The sequence below is a fragment of the Mycobacterium europaeum genome (genome assembly GCF_034555895.2).
In the GTDB taxonomy this organism is placed as follows: domain Bacteria; phylum Actinomycetota; class Actinomycetes; order Mycobacteriales; family Mycobacteriaceae; genus Mycobacterium; species Mycobacterium europaeum.
In genome coordinates this window covers 2249302-2269447 of sequence record NZ_CP157315.1, presented here as the reverse complement: position 1 = coordinate 2269447, position 20146 = coordinate 2249302, and the positions used below count along the sequence as shown (strand labels likewise).

The following is a 20146-nucleotide window of genomic DNA, read 5'->3' as shown; positions in this document are numbered from 1 at the left end:
CGGCGCGGAGCCCTGCCCGCCCGAGCTGGTGGACCGTTGGGCACCCGCGCGGGTGATGGTGAACGTCTACGGCCCAACCGAAACCACGATGTGGGCGTGCAAGAGCGCGCCGCTGGAAGCGGGATCGGGCTTCCCGCCGATCGGCTCCCCGGTCACCCGGGCGGCCTTCTTCGTTCTCGACGAATGGCTGCGGCCCGTGCCGGCCGGGGTGGTCGGCGAACTGTACCTGGCCGGCGACGGGGTCGGCGTCGGGTACTGGCGCCGCTCCGCGCTGACCGCCTCGCGGTTCATGGCCTGCCCGTTCGGCGCGCCAGGCGCTCGCATGTACCGCACCGGCGACCTGGTGTGCTGGGCCCCGGACGGGCAACTGCGCTACCTGGGCCGCGCCGACGAGCAGGTCAAGATCCGCGGCTACCGCATCGAACTCGGCGAAATCCAGTCGGCGCTGGGCGGTTTGGACGGGGTGGAGCAGGCGGTGGTCGTCGCCCGCGAGGACCGTCCCGGTGACAAACGCCTCGTCGGCTACGTCACCGGCGCCGTGGATGCGGGCAGGGCTCGCGCCGCGCTGGCCGAGCGGCTGCCCGCCTATATGGTCCCCGCCGCGGTCGTCGCGCTGCCGGCCCTGCCCATGACGGTCAACGGCAAGCTCGACGCCCGCGCCCTGCCCGCGCCCGACTATCGGGACGTCGACAACTACCGCGCCCCGACCACCGCGACCGAGGAGATCCTCGCCGGCATCTACGCCGAGGTGCTGGGCGTCGAACGCGTGGGGGTCGACGACTCGTTCTTCGACCTCGGCGGCGACTCGCTGTCCACGATGCGGCTGATCTCGGCGATCAACGCGTCTTTGGACACCGAACTCCCGGTGCGCGTCGTGTTCGAGGCGCCCACGGTCGCGCAGTTGGCGCCCCGCATCGACGAGGGCGCGGGCCGGCTGGCGCCGCTGGTGGCAAGCGAGCGACCGGCGGTGATCCCGTTGTCGTTCGCGCAGAGCCGGTTGTGGTTCATCCAGCAGTTGCAGGGGCCGTCGCCCATCTACAACATGGCGGCCGCATTGCGGCTCGGCGGGCGCCTCGACGCCGACGCGCTGTGCGCGGCCCTGGCCGATGTGGTGCGCCGCCACGAAAGCCTGCGCACCCTGTTCCCCGCCCGCGACGGAACGCCCGAGCAGGTGGTGATCCCGGCCGAGGACGTCGACTTCGGCTGGGACGTCGTCGACGCCACCGGATGGGCCGACGGCGAGCTGGGCGACGCCATCGAAGCGACGACCCGCCACGCCTTCGACCTCGCCATCGAAACACCTTTGCGCGCAAGACTGTTCGCCCTCGACGAGCGCGAACACCTGCTGGTGATCGTGGTACACCACATCGCCGCGGACGGGTTGTCGCTGACGCCGTTGGCCGCGGATCTGAGCACGGCGTACGCCGGGAGGTCCGCGGGCCGGGCGCCGGCGTGGGCGGACCTGCCCGTGCAGTACGTCGACTACACGCTGTGGCAGCGGGCACAATTCGGCGACCTGGACGACGGCGACAGCCCCATCGCGGCGCAGCTGTCCTACTGGCTGGACGCCCTGTCCGGGATGCCCGAGCGGTTGCAACTGCCCACCGACCGGCCCTACCCGCCGGTCGCCGACCAGCGCGGGTCCAGCGTGGTCGTGGACTGGCCGGCGGAGCTGCAGCAGCAGATCCGCCGGATTGCCCGCCAACACAACGCGACCACGTTCATGGTGGTGCAGGCCGCGCTCGCCGTGCTGTTGTCGAAGATCGGTGGCACCGCGGATGTTTCGGTGGGCTTCCCGATCGCCGGGCGCCGCGACCGCGCGCTCGACCAGCTCGTCGGCTTCTTCGTCAACACGCTGGTGCTGCGGGTCGACCTGGCCGGCGACCCCAGCTTCTCCGAACTGCTGGAGCGGGTGCAGGCGCGCAGCCTGGAGGCCTTCGAAAACCAGGACGTGCCGTTCGAGTTGCTGGTGGAGCGGCTCAACCCGGCCCGCAGCCTGACCCACCACCCGCTGGTGCAGGTGATGTTGGCCTGGCAGAACTTCGCCGGCCACGACGATCCCGCCGCCGGTCTGACGCTGGGCGACCTCGAGGTCAGCTCCGTGCCGGTCGACACCGATTCGGCCCGCATGGATCTGGTGTTCTCGCTTGCCGAACGCTGGAACGAGACGGGCGAGGCCGCCGGGATTGCCGGGCGGGTGGAATTCCGCACCGATGTGTTCGATGCGCACAGCATCGAAGCGCTGACCGAACGCCTGCAGCGGGTGTTGGTGGCGATGGTGGGTGACCCGTCGCGGGTGTTGTCTTCGGTGGACCTGCTCGACGCGACCGAGCACGCGCGTCTGGGAGAGCTTGGCAATACGGCGGTTTTGACGGGGCCGGCGACGGCGCCGTTGTCGGTGCCGGAGTTGTTCGCCGCGCAGGTGGCCGGCGCGCCGGAGGCGGTGGCGCTGGTGTGCGAGGGCCGGTCCGTGACCTACCGCGAGCTGGACGAGGCGTCGAACCGGTTGGCCCACCTGTTGGTGGCCCACGGTGCGGGTCCGGGACAGACTGTGGCGCTGCTGTTTTCGCGGTCGGCCGAGGCGGTCGCGGCGATTGTGGCGGTGCTCAAGACTGGGGCGGCCTACCTGCCGATCGACCCCTCCTCCCCGGATACCCGGATCGAGTTCATGCTCGGTGACGCCACGCCGGTCGTCGCGGTCAGCACCGCCGATCTGGCCAGACGGTTTGCAGGCCACAGCGTGCCTGTCATCGACGTCAACGATCGGCGCCTCGACACCTTGCCCGCCACCGACCTGCCGCTGCCGGGACCGGACAGTGTCGCCTACCTGATCTACACGTCGGGTACCACCGGTGTGCCCAAAGGTGTTGCGGTGACGCATCGTAACGTGACGCAGTTGATCGGGTCGCTGAACGCCGGTCTGCCGGCGCCGGGGGTGTGGTCGCATGCGCATTCGCTGGCATTCGACGTGTCGGTGTGGGAGATCTTTGCCCCGCTGCTCCGCGGAGGGCGGCTGGTCGTGGTGCCCGAGTCCGTGGCCCGCTCACCGCAGGACTTCCACGCGGTATTGGTCGCCCAGGCCGTCAGTGTGCTGACCCAGACGCCGTCGGCGGTGGCGATGCTGGATCCGGCCGGCCTGGACGGGGTGGCGTTGGTGCTGGCCGGGGAGGCCTGCCCGCCTGAGGTGGTGGATCGGTGGGCGCCGGGTCGGGTGCTGGTCAACGCCTACGGGCCGACCGAGACCACGATGTGTGTGGCGATCAGCGCCCCATTGGAGGCGGGGGCGGGCGTGCCGCCGATCGGATTCCCGGTGCCCGAGGCGGCGCTGTTGGTGCTGGACGAGTCGTTGCGTCCCGTGCCCGAAGGCGTGGTCGGGGAGCTGTATGTGGCCGGATCCGGTGTCGCCGTGGGATATCTCGGCCGGCCCGGCCTGACTGCGTCGCGGTTTGTGGCCTGCCCGTTCGGCGGGGTCGGAACGCGGATGTATCGCACCGGCGATTTGGTGCGCTGGAACAACGACGGGCAGCTGCAGTACTTCGGCCGCGCCGATGAGCAGGTCAAGGTCCGCGGCTATCGCATCGAGTTGGGCGAAATCCAGGCCGCGCTGGCCGGTTTGGACGGGGTGCGGCAGGCGGTGGTGATCGCGCGCGAGGACCGCCCCGGCGACAAGCGCCTGGTCGGCTATGTGACCGGCGCGGCTGACCCGGCGAAGCTGCGCGCAAAGCTGTCCGAGCGGTTGCCGGGATTCATGGTGCCCGCGGCGATCGTCGGGCTGGAAACCCTGCCGTTGACCGCCAACGGCAAGCTGGACACCCGCGCGCTACCCACACCGGAATACGCGGTCGGTGACTACCGCGCCCCGCAAAACGCGGTCGAAGAAATCCTGGCCACCATCTACGCCGAAGTCCTGGGCGCCGACCGCGTCGGGGTCGACGACTCCTTCTTCGAACTCGGCGGCGACAGCATCTCGGCGATGGGCCTTGTCGCCGCGATCAACCGCAGCCTGAATGTCGGCCTTCCGGTGCGCGTCGTGTTCGAGTCGCCCACGGTCGCCCAGCTGGCGCTGCGGGTCGGTGAGGGCACGGGCGGCCTGGAGCCGCTGGTGGCCGCCGAGCGACCGGCCGTGGTGCCGTTGTCGTTCGCGCAGAACCGGCTGTGGTTCCTCGACCAATTGCAGGGCCCATCACCGGTTTACAACATGGCGGCCGCCCTGCGGCTGAGCGGGCCGCTCGACGCCGACGCGCTCGGCGCCGCGCTGGCCGACGTGGTGGCCCGCCACGAGAGCCTGCGCACCCTGATCGCCGCGCCCGAGGGCACCCCCCACCAGCTGGTGACCCCGGTCGAAAAGGCCGACTTCGGGTGGGAGGTCGTCGACGCCAGCGGCTGGTCGGCCGCCCAGCTCGACGAGGCCATCGGCGACACGGCCCGCTACACCTTCGACCTGGCCGCCGAAATCCCGCTGCGCGCAGAGCTTTTCCGTATCGACGACGACGAGCACGTGCTGGCCGCCGTGGTCCACCACATCGCCGCCGACGGCATGTCGATCACCCCGCTGGTGCGCGACCTGGGCATGGCCTATGCCAGCCGGTGCGCCGGCCGCACCCCCGGCTGGGCGCCGCTGCCGGTCCAATACGTCGACTACACGCTGTGGCAGCGCGCGCAGTTCGGCGACCTCGACGACCGCCAGAGCCCCATCGCCGCGCAGCTCGCCTACTGGGAAGAGGCCCTGGCCGGCATGCCCGACCGGGTGCAACTGCCCACCGATCGGCCCTACCCCCTGGTGGCCGATCAACGCGGCGCCACCGTCGAAATCGACTGGCCCACAGAGCTTCAGCGGCAAGTCGACGCGGTGGCCCGCAAGCACAACGCGACCAGCTTCATGGTGGTCCAGACCGCCCTCGCGGTGCTGCTCTCCAAGCTCAGCGCCAGCCCCGATGTGGCGGTGGGCTTCCCGATCGCCGGGCGGCGCGACCCCGCCCTCGACGACCTCGTCGGGTTCTTCGTCAACACCCTGGTGCTGCGGGTCGAGGTGGCCGGCGATCCCACGTTCACCGACCTGCTGTCGCAGGTGCGCGGGCGCAGCCTGGCCGCCTACGAACACCAGGACGTGCCCTTCGAGGTGCTGGTCGAACGGCTCAACCCCGCCCGAAGCCTCACCCACCACCCCCTGGTCCAGGTCATGCTGGCCTGGCAGAACTTCGCCGGGCAGGACGGCGGCGGCCCGGCCGCCGGCCTGTCCCTGGGCGACGTCGAGATCACGCCGATGCCGGTGGACACCCAAACCGCCCGGATGGACCTGACCTTCTCGCTGGCCGAGCGCTGGAACCGGGCCGGGGAGCCCGCCGGTATCGGCGGAACCGTGGAATTCCGCACCGACGTGTTCGACCCGGGCAGCATCCAGGCGCTCGTCGGACGGTTGCAGCGGGTGCTGACGGCCATGACCGTCGACCCCACCCGACCGTTGTCGTCGCTGGATCTGCTCGACGACGCCGAGCACGCCCGCCTCGACGAGATCGGGAACCGGGCGGTGCTGACCGCGCCGCTGGCGGTGCCGGTGTCCATTCCGGCGCTGTTCGCCGCGCAGGTGGCCCGCACACCGGAGGCCGTCGCGCTGGTGTGCGGTGGCCGGTCCATGACCTACCGCGAGCTGGACGAGGCCGCGAACTCCCTGGCGCTGGTGTTGGCCGCCCGCGGGGCCGCGCCGGGACAGTGCGTGGCGCTGCTGTTCTCGCGTTCGGCCGAGGCGATCGTGGCGATCCTGGCGGTGCTCAAGGCCGGGGCGGCGTATCTGCCGATCGACCCGGCGCTGCCGGAGTCCCGAATCGGATTCGTGCTCTCCGACGCCGCCCCGCTGGCCGTCGTCACCACCGCCGACCTGGCCGACCGGCTGCGCAGCCACGACGTGCCGGTCATCGACGTCGACAACCTCGAGCCCGCCGCCCGGCCCGAAGCGACGCTGACGGCGCCCGGACCGGAGGACCTCGCCTACCTCATCTACACGTCCGGCACCACCGGCGTCCCCAAGGGCGTCGCGGTCACACACCAGAACGCGACCCAACTGCTGGCGCGCATGGACGCCGGTCTGCCGCGCGCCGGGGTGTGGTCGCAGTGGCATTCGCTCGCCTTCGACGTCTCGGTCCACGAGATCTTCGGTGCGCTGCTGCACGGTGGCCGGCTGGTCGTGGTGCCCGAATCGGTGGCACGCTCGCCCGAAGACCTCCACGCGCTGCTGGTGGCCGAACAGGTCACCGTGTTGAGCCAGACCCCCTCGGCGGCCGCGATGCTGTCACCCGACGGGCTCGACGGGGCCGCCCTGGTGGTGGCCGGCGAGGCGTGCCCGGCCGAGCTGGTCGACCGGTGGGGCACGGGCCGGGCGATGATCAACGCCTACGGCCCGACCGAGGCCACGGTGTACGCGGCGGTCAGCGAACCCCTGGAGCCGGCGTCGGTCGAGTCCGGCGTGGTGCCGATCGGCTCGCCGGTGCCCGGGGGAGCGTTGTTCGTGCTCGACGGGCGGTTACGGCCGGTGCCCGTCGGCGTGGTCGGCGAGCTCTACGTCGCCGGTGCCGGCGTGGCGTGCGGGTATTGGCATCGCGCGCCCCTGACGGCCTCACGGTTCGTGGCGTGCCCGTTCGGCGGCCCCGGCACCCGCATGTATCGCACCGGCGACCTGGTCCGCTGGCGCACCGACGGGCAGCTGGACTACCTGGGCCGCGCCGACGAACAGGTCAAGATCCGCGGGTACCGCATCGAGCTCGGCGAGGTGCGCGCGGCCCTGGCCTGGCTGGACGGGGTGGAGCAGGCGGTCGTCGTCGCCCGCGAGGACCGGCCCGGCGGTAAGCGACTGGTCGCTTACATCACCGGATCCGCCGACCCGGCCGGCGTGCGCGCCGCGCTGGCCGAGCGGTTGCCGGCGTACATGATCCCGGCCGCCGTGCTGGTGCTCGACGCGCTGCCGCTGACGCCCAACGGCAAGCTCGACATCCGCGCCCTGCCCGCGCCGGAATACTCCGACGCCGACCGGTACCGGGCCCCGGACAACGCCGTCGAGGAAATTTTGGCCGGCATCTACGCCCAGGTGCTCGGGCTGGACCGCGTCGGGGTCGACGACTCCTTCTTCGACCTCGGCGGCGACAGCATCTCCTCGATGCAGGTGGTGACCCGGGCCCGCGCCGCCGGCCTGATCTGCCGGACCCGCGACATCTTCGTCGAGCAGACCGTCGCCCGGCTGGCCCGGGTGGCCGAGGTCGCCGACACCCCCGCCGACGTGGCCGACGAGGGCGTGGGCCCGGTGCCGGCCACCCCGATCATCCGCTGGCTGCAGGGCGTCGAGGGCCCGGTCGACCAGTTCAACCAGGCGATGCTGGTCCAGGCCCCCGCCGGGGTCGGCGAGGCCGACGTGCTGGTGGTGCTGCAGGCCCTGCTCGATCGGCACGGCATGCTGCGGCTGCGTGTCGACGACGGCTGGTCGCTGACGGTTCCGGAGCCGGGTGCGGTGGACGCCGCCGACTGCCTGCACACCGTGGCCGAGTTGTCCGACGCGGCGCTGATCGACGCGCGGTCCCGGCTGAACCCGGCCGCCGGGGCGATGCTCAGCGCGCTGTGGGTCACCTCGACCGCCCAGCTGGCGGTGATCGTCCACCACCTGGCCGTCGACGGCGTGTCCTGGCGAATCCTGTTGGAGGACTTGAACATCGCCTGGGCCCAGCACCGGCTGGGCCAGCCGGTGGCGCTGCCGGCGGCGGGGACGTCGTTCGCGCGGTGGGCCGCGCAGCTGGCCGAGCGCGCCAACGACCCGGACGTGGTGGACCAGCTGGACACCTGGACGCGGGTGGCGGCGACGCCCGCGGCGCTGCCCGCGGTGCGCCCCGAGGCGGACACCTTCGCCGCCGCCGGGCAGCTCTCGGCGGAGCTGGACGCCGAGACCACCGGCATGCTGCTCGGTGCGGTGCCCGCCGCGTTCCACGCCGGCGTGCAGGACATCCTGCTGATCGCGTTCGCCCTGGCGCTGGCCGAGTTCCTGAGCCCCCGCGCTGAGGGCGGGACGCCGATCGGCATCGACGTCGAAGGCCACGGCCGCCACGAGGAGCTGGGCCGCGACGTCGACCTGTCGCGCACCGTCGGGTGGTTCACCGCCAAGTACCCGGTGTCATTGGCGACCGGTGAATTGCCCTGGGCGCAAGTCATTTCCGGCGGCCCAGTGCTGGGGGCGGCGATCAAGGACGCCAAGGAACAGCTGCGCGCCCTGCCCGACTCGCTGACCTATGGGCTGCTGCGCTACCTGAACACCGAGGCCGGCCTGGACGGCTCCGACCCGCCGATCGGGTTCAACTACCTGGGACGGCAGGGCGGCGCCGAGCTCACCGAGGAGATGTGGCGGCCCGTGCCGGGCTCGGTCACCGCCGCGGCCGCGGCGATCCCGATGCCGCTGATGCACACCCTGGAGCTCAACGCGGCCACCGTCGACACCGGGGACGGCCCGCAGCTGCAGGCCCATTGGACGTGGGCGCCGTCGGCGCTGGACGACGGGCAGGTCGGCCGGCTGAGCCGGTTGTGGTTCGACGCGCTGGCCGGGATCTGCGCGCACGTGCGATCCGGCGGCGGCGGGTTGACGCCCTCGGACGTCGCACCCGCCCGCCTCAGCCAGAAGCAGATCGACCACCTGCAACGGCAATGCCGCATCGCCGACGTGCTGCCGCTGACCCCCGTCCAGCAGGGGCTGCTCTTCCACGCCAACACGGTGCGGGGCGCGGGCGGGGATGCCAGCGACCTCTACGCCGGCCAGCTCGACATCAGCATCGCCGGCCCGCTGAACCCCGACCGCCTGCGCGACGCGGTGCACGCGGTGGCCCACCGGCATGCGAACCTGGTGGCCCGATTCTTCGACCAGTTCGACGAGCCGGTGCAGGTCATCCCGGCCGACCCCGCGCCGGCCTGGCAATACCTGGAGCTGGGCGGCGACGAGGACGTCGACGCGCACATCGAGCGGCTCTGCGCCGCCGAACGCGCCGCCGTCTGCGACCTCGCCGACCAGCCGCCCTTCCGGGTGGCCTTGATCCGCACCGCGATCGACCGGCACCGGCTGGTGCTGACCAACCACCACATCGTGCTCGACGGCTGGTCGATGCCGATCCTGCTCGGCGACATCTTCGCCGGCTACTACGGCCAGCGCCTCCCCGCCGCGGCGCCCTACCGCGACTTCGTCGGCTGGCTGGCCGCCCGCGACCGCGACGCCGCCCGCACCGCCTGGGGCGAGGTGTTCGCCGGCTTCGACGCCCCGACCCTGGTCGGCCGTCAGGACCGGCTGCAGCCGGGCGGCCAAGGCGTCGAAACCCTCAGTCTCCCAGCCGATCTCACCCGCGCCGTCGGTGAACTCGCGCGTTCCCGCCACACCACCGTCAACACGGTGCTGCAGGCCGCCTACGCGCAACTGCTGTGCTGGCTGACCGGCCAGCACGACGTCGCCTTTGGGACCACGGTTTCGGGCAGGCCGGCCGAACTCCTCGGCGCGGAATCGATGGTCGGCCTGATGATCAACACCGTGCCGGTGCGGGCCAAGATCGGCCCCACCACCACCACCGCCGACCTGCTCGAGCAGCTGCAGGGCGCCAACAACCACACGTTCGACCATCAGCACCTGGCGCTCAACGACATTCACCGCATCACCGGCCAGGACAAGCTCTTCGACACCCTGTTCGCCTACGAGAACTATCCGATCGACGCGGCCGCCTTGTCCGGTGATCAGGAGTTGTCCATCACCGACATCACCAGCCGCGAATCCACCCACTACCCGCTGACGATCCAGGCCCAGCCGGGGCACCAGCTGCGGCTGCGCGTCGAATACGACACCGACGTGTTCGGCCCGGGCGCCGTCGCGACGTTGGTCGAGCGGCTGCGGCGGGTGCTGGCCGCCATGACCACCGACCCGGCGCGCCCGTTGTCATCGATCGATGCCCTGGACGCCGGTGAACACCGCAGGCTGGACGAGATCGGCAACCGGGCGGTGCTCACCCGGCCGTGGGTGCCGGTGTCGATTCCGGTGTTGTTCGCCGCGCAGGTGGCCCGCAGTCCGTTGGCGACGGCGGTGAGGTTTGAGGGCCGGTCGATGACGTATCGGGAGCTCGATGAGGCGTCGAACCGGTTGGCGCACGCGTTGCGTGGCCGCGGCGCGGGCCCGGGGGAGTCGGCGGCGGTGCTGTTGGAGCGTTCGGCCGAGGCGATCGTGGCGATCTTGGGGGTGCTCAAGTCGGGGGCGGCGTATCTGCCGATCGACCCGGGGTTGCCGGCGGCGCGCATCGAGTTCATGCTGGCCGATACCGCGCCGGTGGCGGCGGTGAGCACCGCGGCGCTGGCCGAGAAGCTGGCCGATCGCGTGCTGCCGATCGTCGACGTGCACAGCCCGGCCCTGCAGACCCAGCCGGCCACCGCGTTGCCGGGGCCCGATCCGGAGGATGTCGCCCACATCATCTATACGTCGGGGACCACGGGGGTGCCCAAGGGGGTGGCGGTCAGTCACGCCAATGTGACGCGGTTGTTCGACGCGCCGGCGGTGGGGGTGGCGTTGGCGCCGGATCAGGTGTGGACCCAGTTCCATTCGTATGCCTTTGATTTCTCGGTGTGGGAGATCTGGGGTGCGTTGTTGCATGGTGGGCGGTTGGTGGTGGTGCCCGAGGCGGTGGCCCGCTCGCCCAAGGATTTCCACGCGTTGCTGGTCGCCGAGCGGGTCACGGTGTTGAGTCAGACCCCGGCGGCGGTGCGGATGCTCTCACCGCAGGGTCTGGATTCCACGGCGCTGGTGATCGGGGCCGAGCCGGTGCCCGCGGAGTTGGTGGATCGCTGGGCGCCGGGGCGGGCGATGATGAACGTCTACGGGCCGACCGAGAGCGCCATCTTTGCCTCGATGAGCACCCCGCTGGCCGCGAAATCGGGGGCGCCGGCGATCGGGTCGGCGGTGCCCGGGGCGGGGTTGTTCGTGCTGGACGGCTGGTTGCGGCCGGTGCCGGCCGGGGTGGTCGGTGAGTTGTATGTGGCCGGTCGCGGGGTGGGGCTGGGGTATGTGCGCCGGGCGGGGTTGACCGCCTCGCGGTTCGTGGCGTGCCCGTTCGGCGGGCCCGGCGGGCGGATGTATCGGACGGGCGATCTGGTGTGCTGGGGCGCCGATGGGCAGCTGCAGTATGTGGGGCGCGCCGACGAGCAGGTCAAGATCCGCGGCTATCGCATCGAGGTCGGCGAGGTCCGCTCGGCGCTGGCCGCCCTGGACGGTGTCGAGGACGCGGTGGTGATCGTGCGCGAGGACCGTCCCGGCGACAAGCGCCTGGTCGGCTACCTCACCGGCACCGCCGCCCCCGCCGAGGTACGCACCGCGCTGGCCCAGCGGCTGCCCGGCTACATGGTCCCGGCCGCCATCGTCGCCCTCGAGTCACTGCCGATGACCCTCAACGGCAAACTCGACACCCGCGCCCTGCCCGCACCCGAATACACCGCGTCCGGGTACCGCGCCCCGACCAATCCCACCGAGGAAATCCTGGCCGGAATCTACGCGCAGGTGCTCGGCGTCGAGCGGGTCGGCATCGACCAATCGTTCTTCGACCTTGGTGGAGACAGCATTTCGGCGATGCGGGTGATCGCGGCGGTCAACACCGACCTCGACGAGTACCTGTCGGTGCGCGCCATCTTCGAGGCGCCCACCATCGCCCAGCTGGCGCCCCGGATCGGTGAGGGCGCGGGCGGCCTGGAGCCGCTGGTGGCCGGTCCGCGGCCGGCGGTGGTGCCGTTGTCGTTCGCCCAGTCCAGACTGTGGTTCCTCGACCAATTGAACGGCCCGTCACCGGTTTACAACATGGCGGCGGCCATGCGCCTGCGCGGCCGGCTCGACGAGCCGGCGCTCGGCGCGGCGCTGGCCGACGTGGTGGCCCGACACGAGAGCCTGCGGACCGTGTTCGCCGCACCCGACGGAACGCCGCAGCAGGTGGTCATCCCCGCGGAGCGGGCCGACTTCGGCTGGCGGGTCATCGACGCGCGTGACTGGTCGGCGAGCCGACTGGACGGGGCCGTCAAGGCCGCCGCCCGCGACACCTTCGACCTGGCGACCGATATCCCGTTGCGCGCGTGGCTCTTCCGCGTCGCCGAGGACGAGCACGTGCTGGTGGCCGTCGTGCACCACATCGCCGCCGACGGGTGGTCGCTGCGGCCGTTGGCCGCCGACCTGGGCATCGCGTACGCGGCCCGCTGCGCGGGGGAGCCCCCCGAGTGGGCCGAATTACCGGTCCAATACGTCGATTACACGCTGTGGCAGCGGGCCCAGTTCGGCGACCTGAAGGACAGCGACAGCCGCATCGCGGCTCAGCTGGCCTACTGGGAAGAGACCCTGGCCGGCATGCCGGAGCGCGTGCAGTTGCCCACCGACCGGCCCTACCCGCAGGTCGCCGACCAGCGCGGGGCCACGGTGGCCATCGACTGGCCCGCCGACCTGCAGCAGCAGGTCACCGCGGTCGCCCGCGAACACAACGCGACCAGTTTCATGGTGGTGCAGGCCGCGCTGGCGGTGCTGCTGTCCAAGGTCGGTGCGAGTTCCGATGTGGCGGTGGGCTTCCCGATCGCCGGGCGGCGCGACCCCGCGCTCGACGACTTGGTCGGGTTCTTCGTCAACACCCTGGTGCTGCGGGTCGACCTGAAAGAGCTAGGCGGCGACCCCACCTTCGCCGACCTGCTGGACCGGGTGCGCACGCGCAGCCTGGAGGCCTTCGAGCATCAGGACGTGCCGTTCGAGGTGCTGGTGGAGCGGGTCAACCCGGCCCGGAGCCTGACCCATCATCCGCTGATCCAGGTGATGCTGGCCTGGCAGAACTTCGGTGGGCAGGACAACGACCCCGCGACCGGACTGGCGCTCGGCGACGTTCAGGTCACTTCGATGCCGCTCGACGCCCAGGTCGCCCGCATGGACCTCACGTTCTCGCTGGCCGAGCGCTGGACCGAGGGCAACGAGCCCGCCGGGATCGGCGGGCGGGTCGAGTTCCGCACCGACGTGTTCGACGCGGACAGCATCGAGGCACTGGTCGCACGGCTGCAGCGGGTGCTGGCGACGATGACCACCGATCCGAACCGCACCGTGTCATCGGTCGACCTGCTCGACGCGGCCGAACACGCCCGCGTCGACGAGATCGGCAACCGGGCGGCGCTGACCGCACCGGCCACCGCGCCGGTGTCGATTCCCGAAGCGTTCGCCGCCCAGGTGGCGCGCACACCGGACGCGCCGGCGCTGGGCTGCGGTCGGTGGTCGTGGACGTACCGGGAGCTGGACGAGGCGTCAAACCGGTTGGCGCACCTGTTGATCAGCGAGGGCGCGAGCCCGGGCGAGGCCGTCGCGCTGCTGTTCTCGCGGTCCGCCGAGGCGATCGTGGCGATCCTGGCGGTGCTCAAGACCGGCGCGGCCTACCTGCCCATCGATCCCGCCCATCCGGCGGCCCGCATCGGCTTCATGCTCGCCGACGCCGAACCCGTGGCGGCGGTCACCACCGCCGACCTGGCCCACCGGCTGGACGAGCACGACGTGGCGGTCATCGACGTGGACGATCCCGCCGTCGAGGCCCGGCCCGCCACCGCCCCGCCGGCCCCCGGCGCGGAGGACACCGCCTACCTCATCTACACCTCGGGGACGACTGGCCGGCCCAAGGGCGTGGCGGTCAGCCACCGCAACGTGACGCAGCTGATGGCTTCCGTGGACGCCAGCCTGCCGGACGCCGGGGTGTGGTCGCAGTGGCACTCCTACGGCTTCGACGTGTCAGTGTGGGAGATCTTCGGCGCGCTGCTGCGCGGGGGGCGCCTGGTGGTGGTCCCGGACGCGGTGGTGCGGTCCCCGGAGGACCTGCACGCCCTGTTGATCGCGGAGGGGGTCAGCGTGCTGAGCCAAACCCCTTCTGCCGCAGCGATGCTGGACCCGCAGGGGCTGGAGTCGGCCGCCCTGGTCGTGGCGGGCGAGGCCTGCCCGACGGACCTGGTGGACCGGTGGGCGCCCGGCCGCGTGATGATCAACGCCTACGGCCCCACCGAGGCCACGGTGTACGCCGCCATCAGCGCGCCGCTCACGCCCGGATCCCCGGCGGTGCCGATCGGCTCCCCGGTGGCCGGCGCGGCGTTGTTCGTGCTCGACGAGTCCCTGCGGCCGGTGCCGCCCGGGGTGATCGGCGAGCTGTACGTGGCCGGCGGCGGACTGGCGCGCGGGTACTGGCGACGGGCGGCGCTGACGGCGTCGCGGTTCGTGGCCTGCCCGTTCGGCGGGCTCGGGGCACGGATGTACCGCACCGGCGACCTGGTCCGCTGGGGCGCCGACGGGCAGTTGCAGTACCTGGGCCGCGCCGACGACCAGGTCAAGATCCGCGGCTACCGCATCGAACTGGGCGAGATCCAGGCGGCGCTGGCCGAGCTCCGCGGGGTGCGGCAGGCGGCCGTCGTCGTCCGCGAGGACCGGCCCGGCGAGAAGCGCCTCGTCGGCTACGTCGCCGGGTCGGCGGAACCCGCCGAGCTCCGCACCGCCCTGTCCGACCGGCTCCCCGCCTACATGGTGCCGGCGGCCGTGGTGGCGCTCGACACACTGCCGCTCACACCCAACGGCAAGCTCGACACCCGCGCCCTGCCGGCACCCGAATACACCGGCGCCGATCGCTACCGTGCCCCCGGCAATCCCGTCGAGGAGACCCTGGCCGGCATCTACGCCCAGGTGCTCGGCGTCGAGCGGGTCGGCGTCGACGACTCCTTCTTCGACCTGGGCGGCGACAGCATCTCGTCGATGCAGGTGGTGACGCGTGCCCGCGCCGCGGGCCTGACGTGCCGGACGCGCGACATCTTCGTCGAGCAGACCGTGGCCCGGCTGGCCCGCGTGGTGGGAACGGCCGACGGTGACGCCGGCGTCATCGACGAGGGCATCGGGGAACTGCCCGCAACCCCGATCATCCGGTGGCTGCAAGGCGTCGAGGGCCCGGTCGACCAGTTCAACCAGACCATGGTCGTGGAGGCGCCCGCCGGGGCCGGCGAGGAAGACGTGCTGGCGGTGTTGCAGGCCGTGCTGGATCGCCACGCCATGCTGCGGCTGCGCCTGGACGACGAGGGCGCGCTGACGGTGCCCGAGGCCGGGTCGGTGGACGCCGCCGACTGCCTGCACACCGTGGATGCGTTGTCCGACGCGGCGGTGATCGAGGCGCGGTCGAGGCTGAACCCGGCCAACGGGGTGATGGTGAGCGCGCTGTTGGCCGCCTCCACCCGCCGGCTCGTGCTGATCATCCACCACCTGGCCGTCGACGGTGTGTCCTGGCGAATCCTGTTGGAGGACTTGAATATTGCCTGGGCGCAGCATCGCGGCGGGCAGCCGGTGGCGTTGCCGCCCGGCGGGACGTCGTTCGCCCGCTGGGCCGGCCTGCTCGGCGAGCACGCGCAGACCCCGGCGGTGGTCGAGCAGGCCGAGGCGTGGAGGCGGGTCGCGGCGACCCCGCCCGCGCTGCCGCCGGTGCGCCCCGAGGCGGACACCTACGAGACCGCCGAGCACCTCTCCGTTCAGCTCGACGCGGACACCACCCGCACGCTGCTCGGTGAGGCGCCGGCGGCGTTCCATGCCGGCATCAACGACATCCTGCTGATCGGCTACGCCCTGGCCTGGGCGGAGTTCCTGGGCGATACCGCGCCGATCGGCATCGACGTCGAGGGCCACGGCCGCCACGAGGAACTCGCCCCCGGAGTCGACCTGTCGCGCACCGTCGGCTGGTTCACCACCAAATACCCGGTGTCGCTGGCGGTGGGTGAATTGCCGTGGGAGCGCGTGGTTTCCGGCGATCCGGCGTTGGGGGCGGTGCTCAAGGCGGCCAAGGAACAGCTGCGCGCCCTGCCGGACCCGCTGACCTACGGGCTCTTGCGTTATCTCAATCCCGAAGTGGGACTGGATGCTTCGGACCCGACGATCGGGTTCAACTACCTCGGCCGGCTGGGCGGCGCGGCGGCCGAGCTGTCCGACGAGCTGTGGCGGATCTCCCGCGACGGCTCCTCGGTGACCGAAACCAGCACGGCGGTGCCGATGCCGCTGATGCACACGGTGGACCTCAACGCGGGCACCGCCGACACCGAGGCCGGCCCGCAGCTGCACGCCAACTGGACGTGGGCGCCCTCGGTGCTGGACCGCGAGCAGGTGAGCAGGCTGAGCCGGCTCTGGTTCGAGGCGCTGACCGGCATCTGCGCCCACGTGCGCTCCGGCGGCGGCGGGCTGACCCCGTCGGACCTCCTGCCGGCCCGGCTGGCTCAGCAGCAGATCGACGAGCTCGAACGGCAAGCCCCGATCGCCGACGTGCTGCCGCTGACCCCGCTGCAACAGGGGCTGCTCTTCCACACCACCACCACCACCACGCGGGGCGGCGGCGGCGATTCCAGCGACCTGTATGTGGTGCAGCTGGACATCGGCGTCGCCGGCCCGCTGGATGCTGACCGGCTGCGCGATGCCGTGCAGACCGTGGTGAACCGGCATCCACACCTGGTCGCCCGGTTCTGGGACCGGCCCGACGAACCGGTGCAGATCATCCCCGCGCACCCGGTTCCGGCATGGCGGTATGTCGAGCTCGACGACGTCGACGGCCGGGCCGACCGCGTGGACGAACTGCGCGCCGCCGAACGCGCCGCGGTCTGCGACCTGGCCGACCAACCCGCCTTCCGGGTCGCCGTGATCCGCACCGGCCGGCACCGGCACCGGCTGGTGCTCACCATCCACCACATCGTGCTCGACGGCTGGTCGGTGCCGATCCTGGTGAACGAGACGTTCGCCAGCCTCACCGGGCAGCAGTTGGCCCCGCCGGCACCGTATCGCCGATTCGTCACCTGGCTGGCCGACCGCGACCTGGACGCCGCGCGGGCCGCGTGGGGCGAGGTGCTCGCCGGCTTCGACGCCCCGACGCTCGTCGCGCCCCCGCACCAGACGGCGCCGGGCGCGCGTGGCCTCGAGACGTTCGCGGTGTCGGCCGAGACCACCCGGGCGGTCGGCGAGCTGGCCCGCTCGCGCCAGACCACGGTCAGCACCGTGCTGCAAGCCGCGTGGGCGCAGCTGCTCACCTGGCTGACCGGCAACCACGACGTCGCGTTCGGCACCACGGTCTCGGGCCGCTCGGCCGAAGTGCCCGGGGCCGAGTCGATGGTCGGTTTGTTGATCAACACCATCCCGGTGCGCGCCCGCATCACCCCGGCGACCAGCACCGCGGACCTGCTCGATCAGCTGCAGGGCGCGCACAACGACACCGTCGAGCACGAACACCTGTCGCTCAGCGAGATCCACCGGATGACCGGCCACGAGAAGCTGTTCGACACGCTGTTCGCCTACGAGAACTACCCACTGGAAACGTCCGCGATGGCGGTCGACCACGAGCTGTCCATCACCGACTTCGACATGTTCGAACGCAACCACTACCCGCTGACGATGCAAGCCGCCCTGTCCGGCGAACGGCTCGGCCTGCGCGTCGAATACGACGCGGGTTTGTTCGACCAGCGCACCATCGGGGCCCTGACCGACCGGCTGGAGCGGGTGCTGGTGGCGATGACCACCGACCCGGCCCGGCGGCTCTCCTCGGTCGACCTGCTCGACGGGCCCGAACACGCCCGTCTGGACGCAATCGGCAACCGGGCGGCGCTGAGCAGGCCGGCGACCCCGCCCGCCTCGATCGTGGAGTTGTTCGCCGCGCAGGTCGCGCACCACCCGGACGCGGTGGCGATCAGCTGGAGCGACGTGTCCATGACCTACCGGGAGCTGGACGAGGCGGCGAACCGGTTGGCGCACCTGCTGGCCGCAGACGGCGCCGGCCCGGGCGAGTCCGTGGCCCTGCTGTTCTCGCGCTCCGCGCAGGCGATCGTGGCCATCCTGGCGGTCCTCAAGACGGGCGCGGCGTACCTGCCGATCGACCCGGCCGCCCCGGTCTCCCGGATCAACTTCATGCTCGGGGATGCCGCGCCGGTCGCCGCGGTTACCACCGGGGGATTGCGGTCGCGGCTGGACGGGTCCGACGCGCGGGTGATCGACATCGAGGACCCACGGATCGCCGGCTGCCCGGACACCGCGCTGCCGGCGCCGGCGGCGGACGGCGTCGCCTACCTCATCTACACGTCGGGCACCACCGGCGTGCCCAAGGGCGTGGCGGTCACCCACCAGAACGTGACCCGGCTGATCGGCTCGCTCGACGCCGGACTGCCGGCCCCGGGTGTATGGACGCAGTGCCACTCGTATGCCTTCGACGTGTCGGTGTGGGAGATCTTCGCGCCGCTGCTGCGCGGCGGGCGCGTGGTGGTGGTGCCCGAGGCGGTGGTGCGCTCCCCGCGGGACTTCGGCGCCCTGCTGGTCGACGAAGGGGTCAGCGTGTTGACCCAGACCCCGACGGCGGTGGCGATGCTGGACCCGGCCGGGCTGGAGGGGGTGGCGTTGGTGATGGCCGGCGAGGCCTGCCCGGCCGAGGTGGTCGATCGCTGGGCGCCGGGCCGGGTGATGGTCAACGCCTACGGCCCCACCGAGACCACGATGTGCGTGGCGATCAGCGCCCCGCTGACGGCGGGGTCGGGGACACCCCCCATCGGCTCGCCGGTGCCCGGCGCCGGGCTGTTCGTGCTCGACGCCTGGTTGCGGCCGGTGCCGCCGGGGGCGATCGGCGAGCTGTACGTGGCGGGCACCGGGCTGGCCGCCGGCTACCTGGGCCGGGCCGGGCTGACCGGTTCGCGGTTCGTGGCCTGCCCGTTCGGCGAACCCGGCACCCGCATGTACCGCACCGGTGACCTGGTGCGGTGGGGCGCCGACGGGCAACTGGTGTACGTCGGGCGCGCCGACGAGCAGGTCAAGATCCGCGGCTACCGCATCGAACTGGGCGAAGTTCAGGCCGCGCTGGCCCGGCTGGACGGCGTCGATCAGGCGGTGGTGATCGCCCGCGAGGACCGCCCCGGCGACAAACGACTGGTCGGCTACATCACCGGGACGGCCGACCCCGCCGAGGCGCGCACCACGCTGGCCGGACGCCTACCCGTCTACATGGTGCCCACGGCCGTGCTCGGGCTCGACGCGCTGCCGCTGACACCCAACGGCAAGCTCGACGCTCGCGCCCTGCCGGCACCGGAATACACCGGCGGCGCATACCGGGCCCCGTCGAACGCGACCGAGGAGATCCTGGCCGGCGTCTTCGCCCGGGTGCTCGGGGTCGAGCGGGTCGGCGTCGACGACTCCTTCTTCGACCTCGGCGGCGACAGCATCTCGGCGATGCGGTTGATCGCCACCGTCAACGCCGAGCTGGCCGTCGACCTCGCGGTGCGCTCCCTGTTCGACGCACCCTCGGTGCGGAGCCTGAGCCGGCGACTGACCACGGACACCCCGTCCGGCCCGGACGTCGTTCCGGTCCAGACCCTCAAGCGCGGCGCGGGCATCCCGGTGTTCTGCATCCACCCGGCGGGCGGCGTGAGCTGGCCGTACCAGGTTCTCGGCAACTATCTGGACTGCCCGATCATCGGGATTCAACAGGTCCGCGGGGGCGCCGAACGAGAACCGCGGTCCATCCCGGAGATGGCGGCGACCTACGCCGACAGGCTGCAGGAGGCCTACCCCTCCGGCCCCTACAACCTTCTCGGCTGGTCGTTCGGCGGGGTCGTCGCCCACGCGGTGGCGGTCGAGCTGCAGCGGCGCGGGTGCGTGGTCGCCCGCCTGGTCCTGCTCGACGCCCAGCCGGCCATGGACGACGGCGCGGCCCCGCCGGAAGAGGCCCTCGGTGCCGGCCAGCTGCCGGAGGCCGCGCGCTCCGGGCGGCTGTTCGATCTCCTCGCCGACAACCTCCGCAAGAACGTCGAGCGGTACCGGGCGCACCGGCCCGAGGTTTTCACCGGGGACATCACCGTGTTCTCCGCCGCGCAGGACGGCGGCGATCGCGGCGCCTTCCTGTCGCGGTCCTGGCGACCGCACGTTTCCGGCGAGATCCTCACCTACGCGATCGAGTGCGGGCACGACGACATGCTGACCAGCGAATCGGTCGGCCTGTACGGGCAGCGGCTCAGGCGTTTGCTGGTCCTCGCCGAACGTCGGCTCGAACTGGCCCACGGCGCTCAGCACACCGCGGCGTCGCGGGAGGGCAAGGTGCCCGGGGAGCGCGCCGGCTAG

At 72.1% G+C, this 20146-nt stretch carries 1 protein-coding gene (cut by a window edge); it reads left to right on the top strand.

Annotation, left to right across the window (positions count from 1 at the left end; genetic code table 11):
• Nucleotides 1-20146, top strand: the 3' portion of a protein-coding gene (locus tag U8D42_RS10180) for a non-ribosomal peptide synthase/polyketide synthase (protein WP_322860242.1). It extends 11003 nt beyond the left edge of the window; only the last 20146 of its 31149 coding nucleotides appear in the window; its start codon lies off the left edge, out of view; its stop codon occupies nucleotides 20144-20146.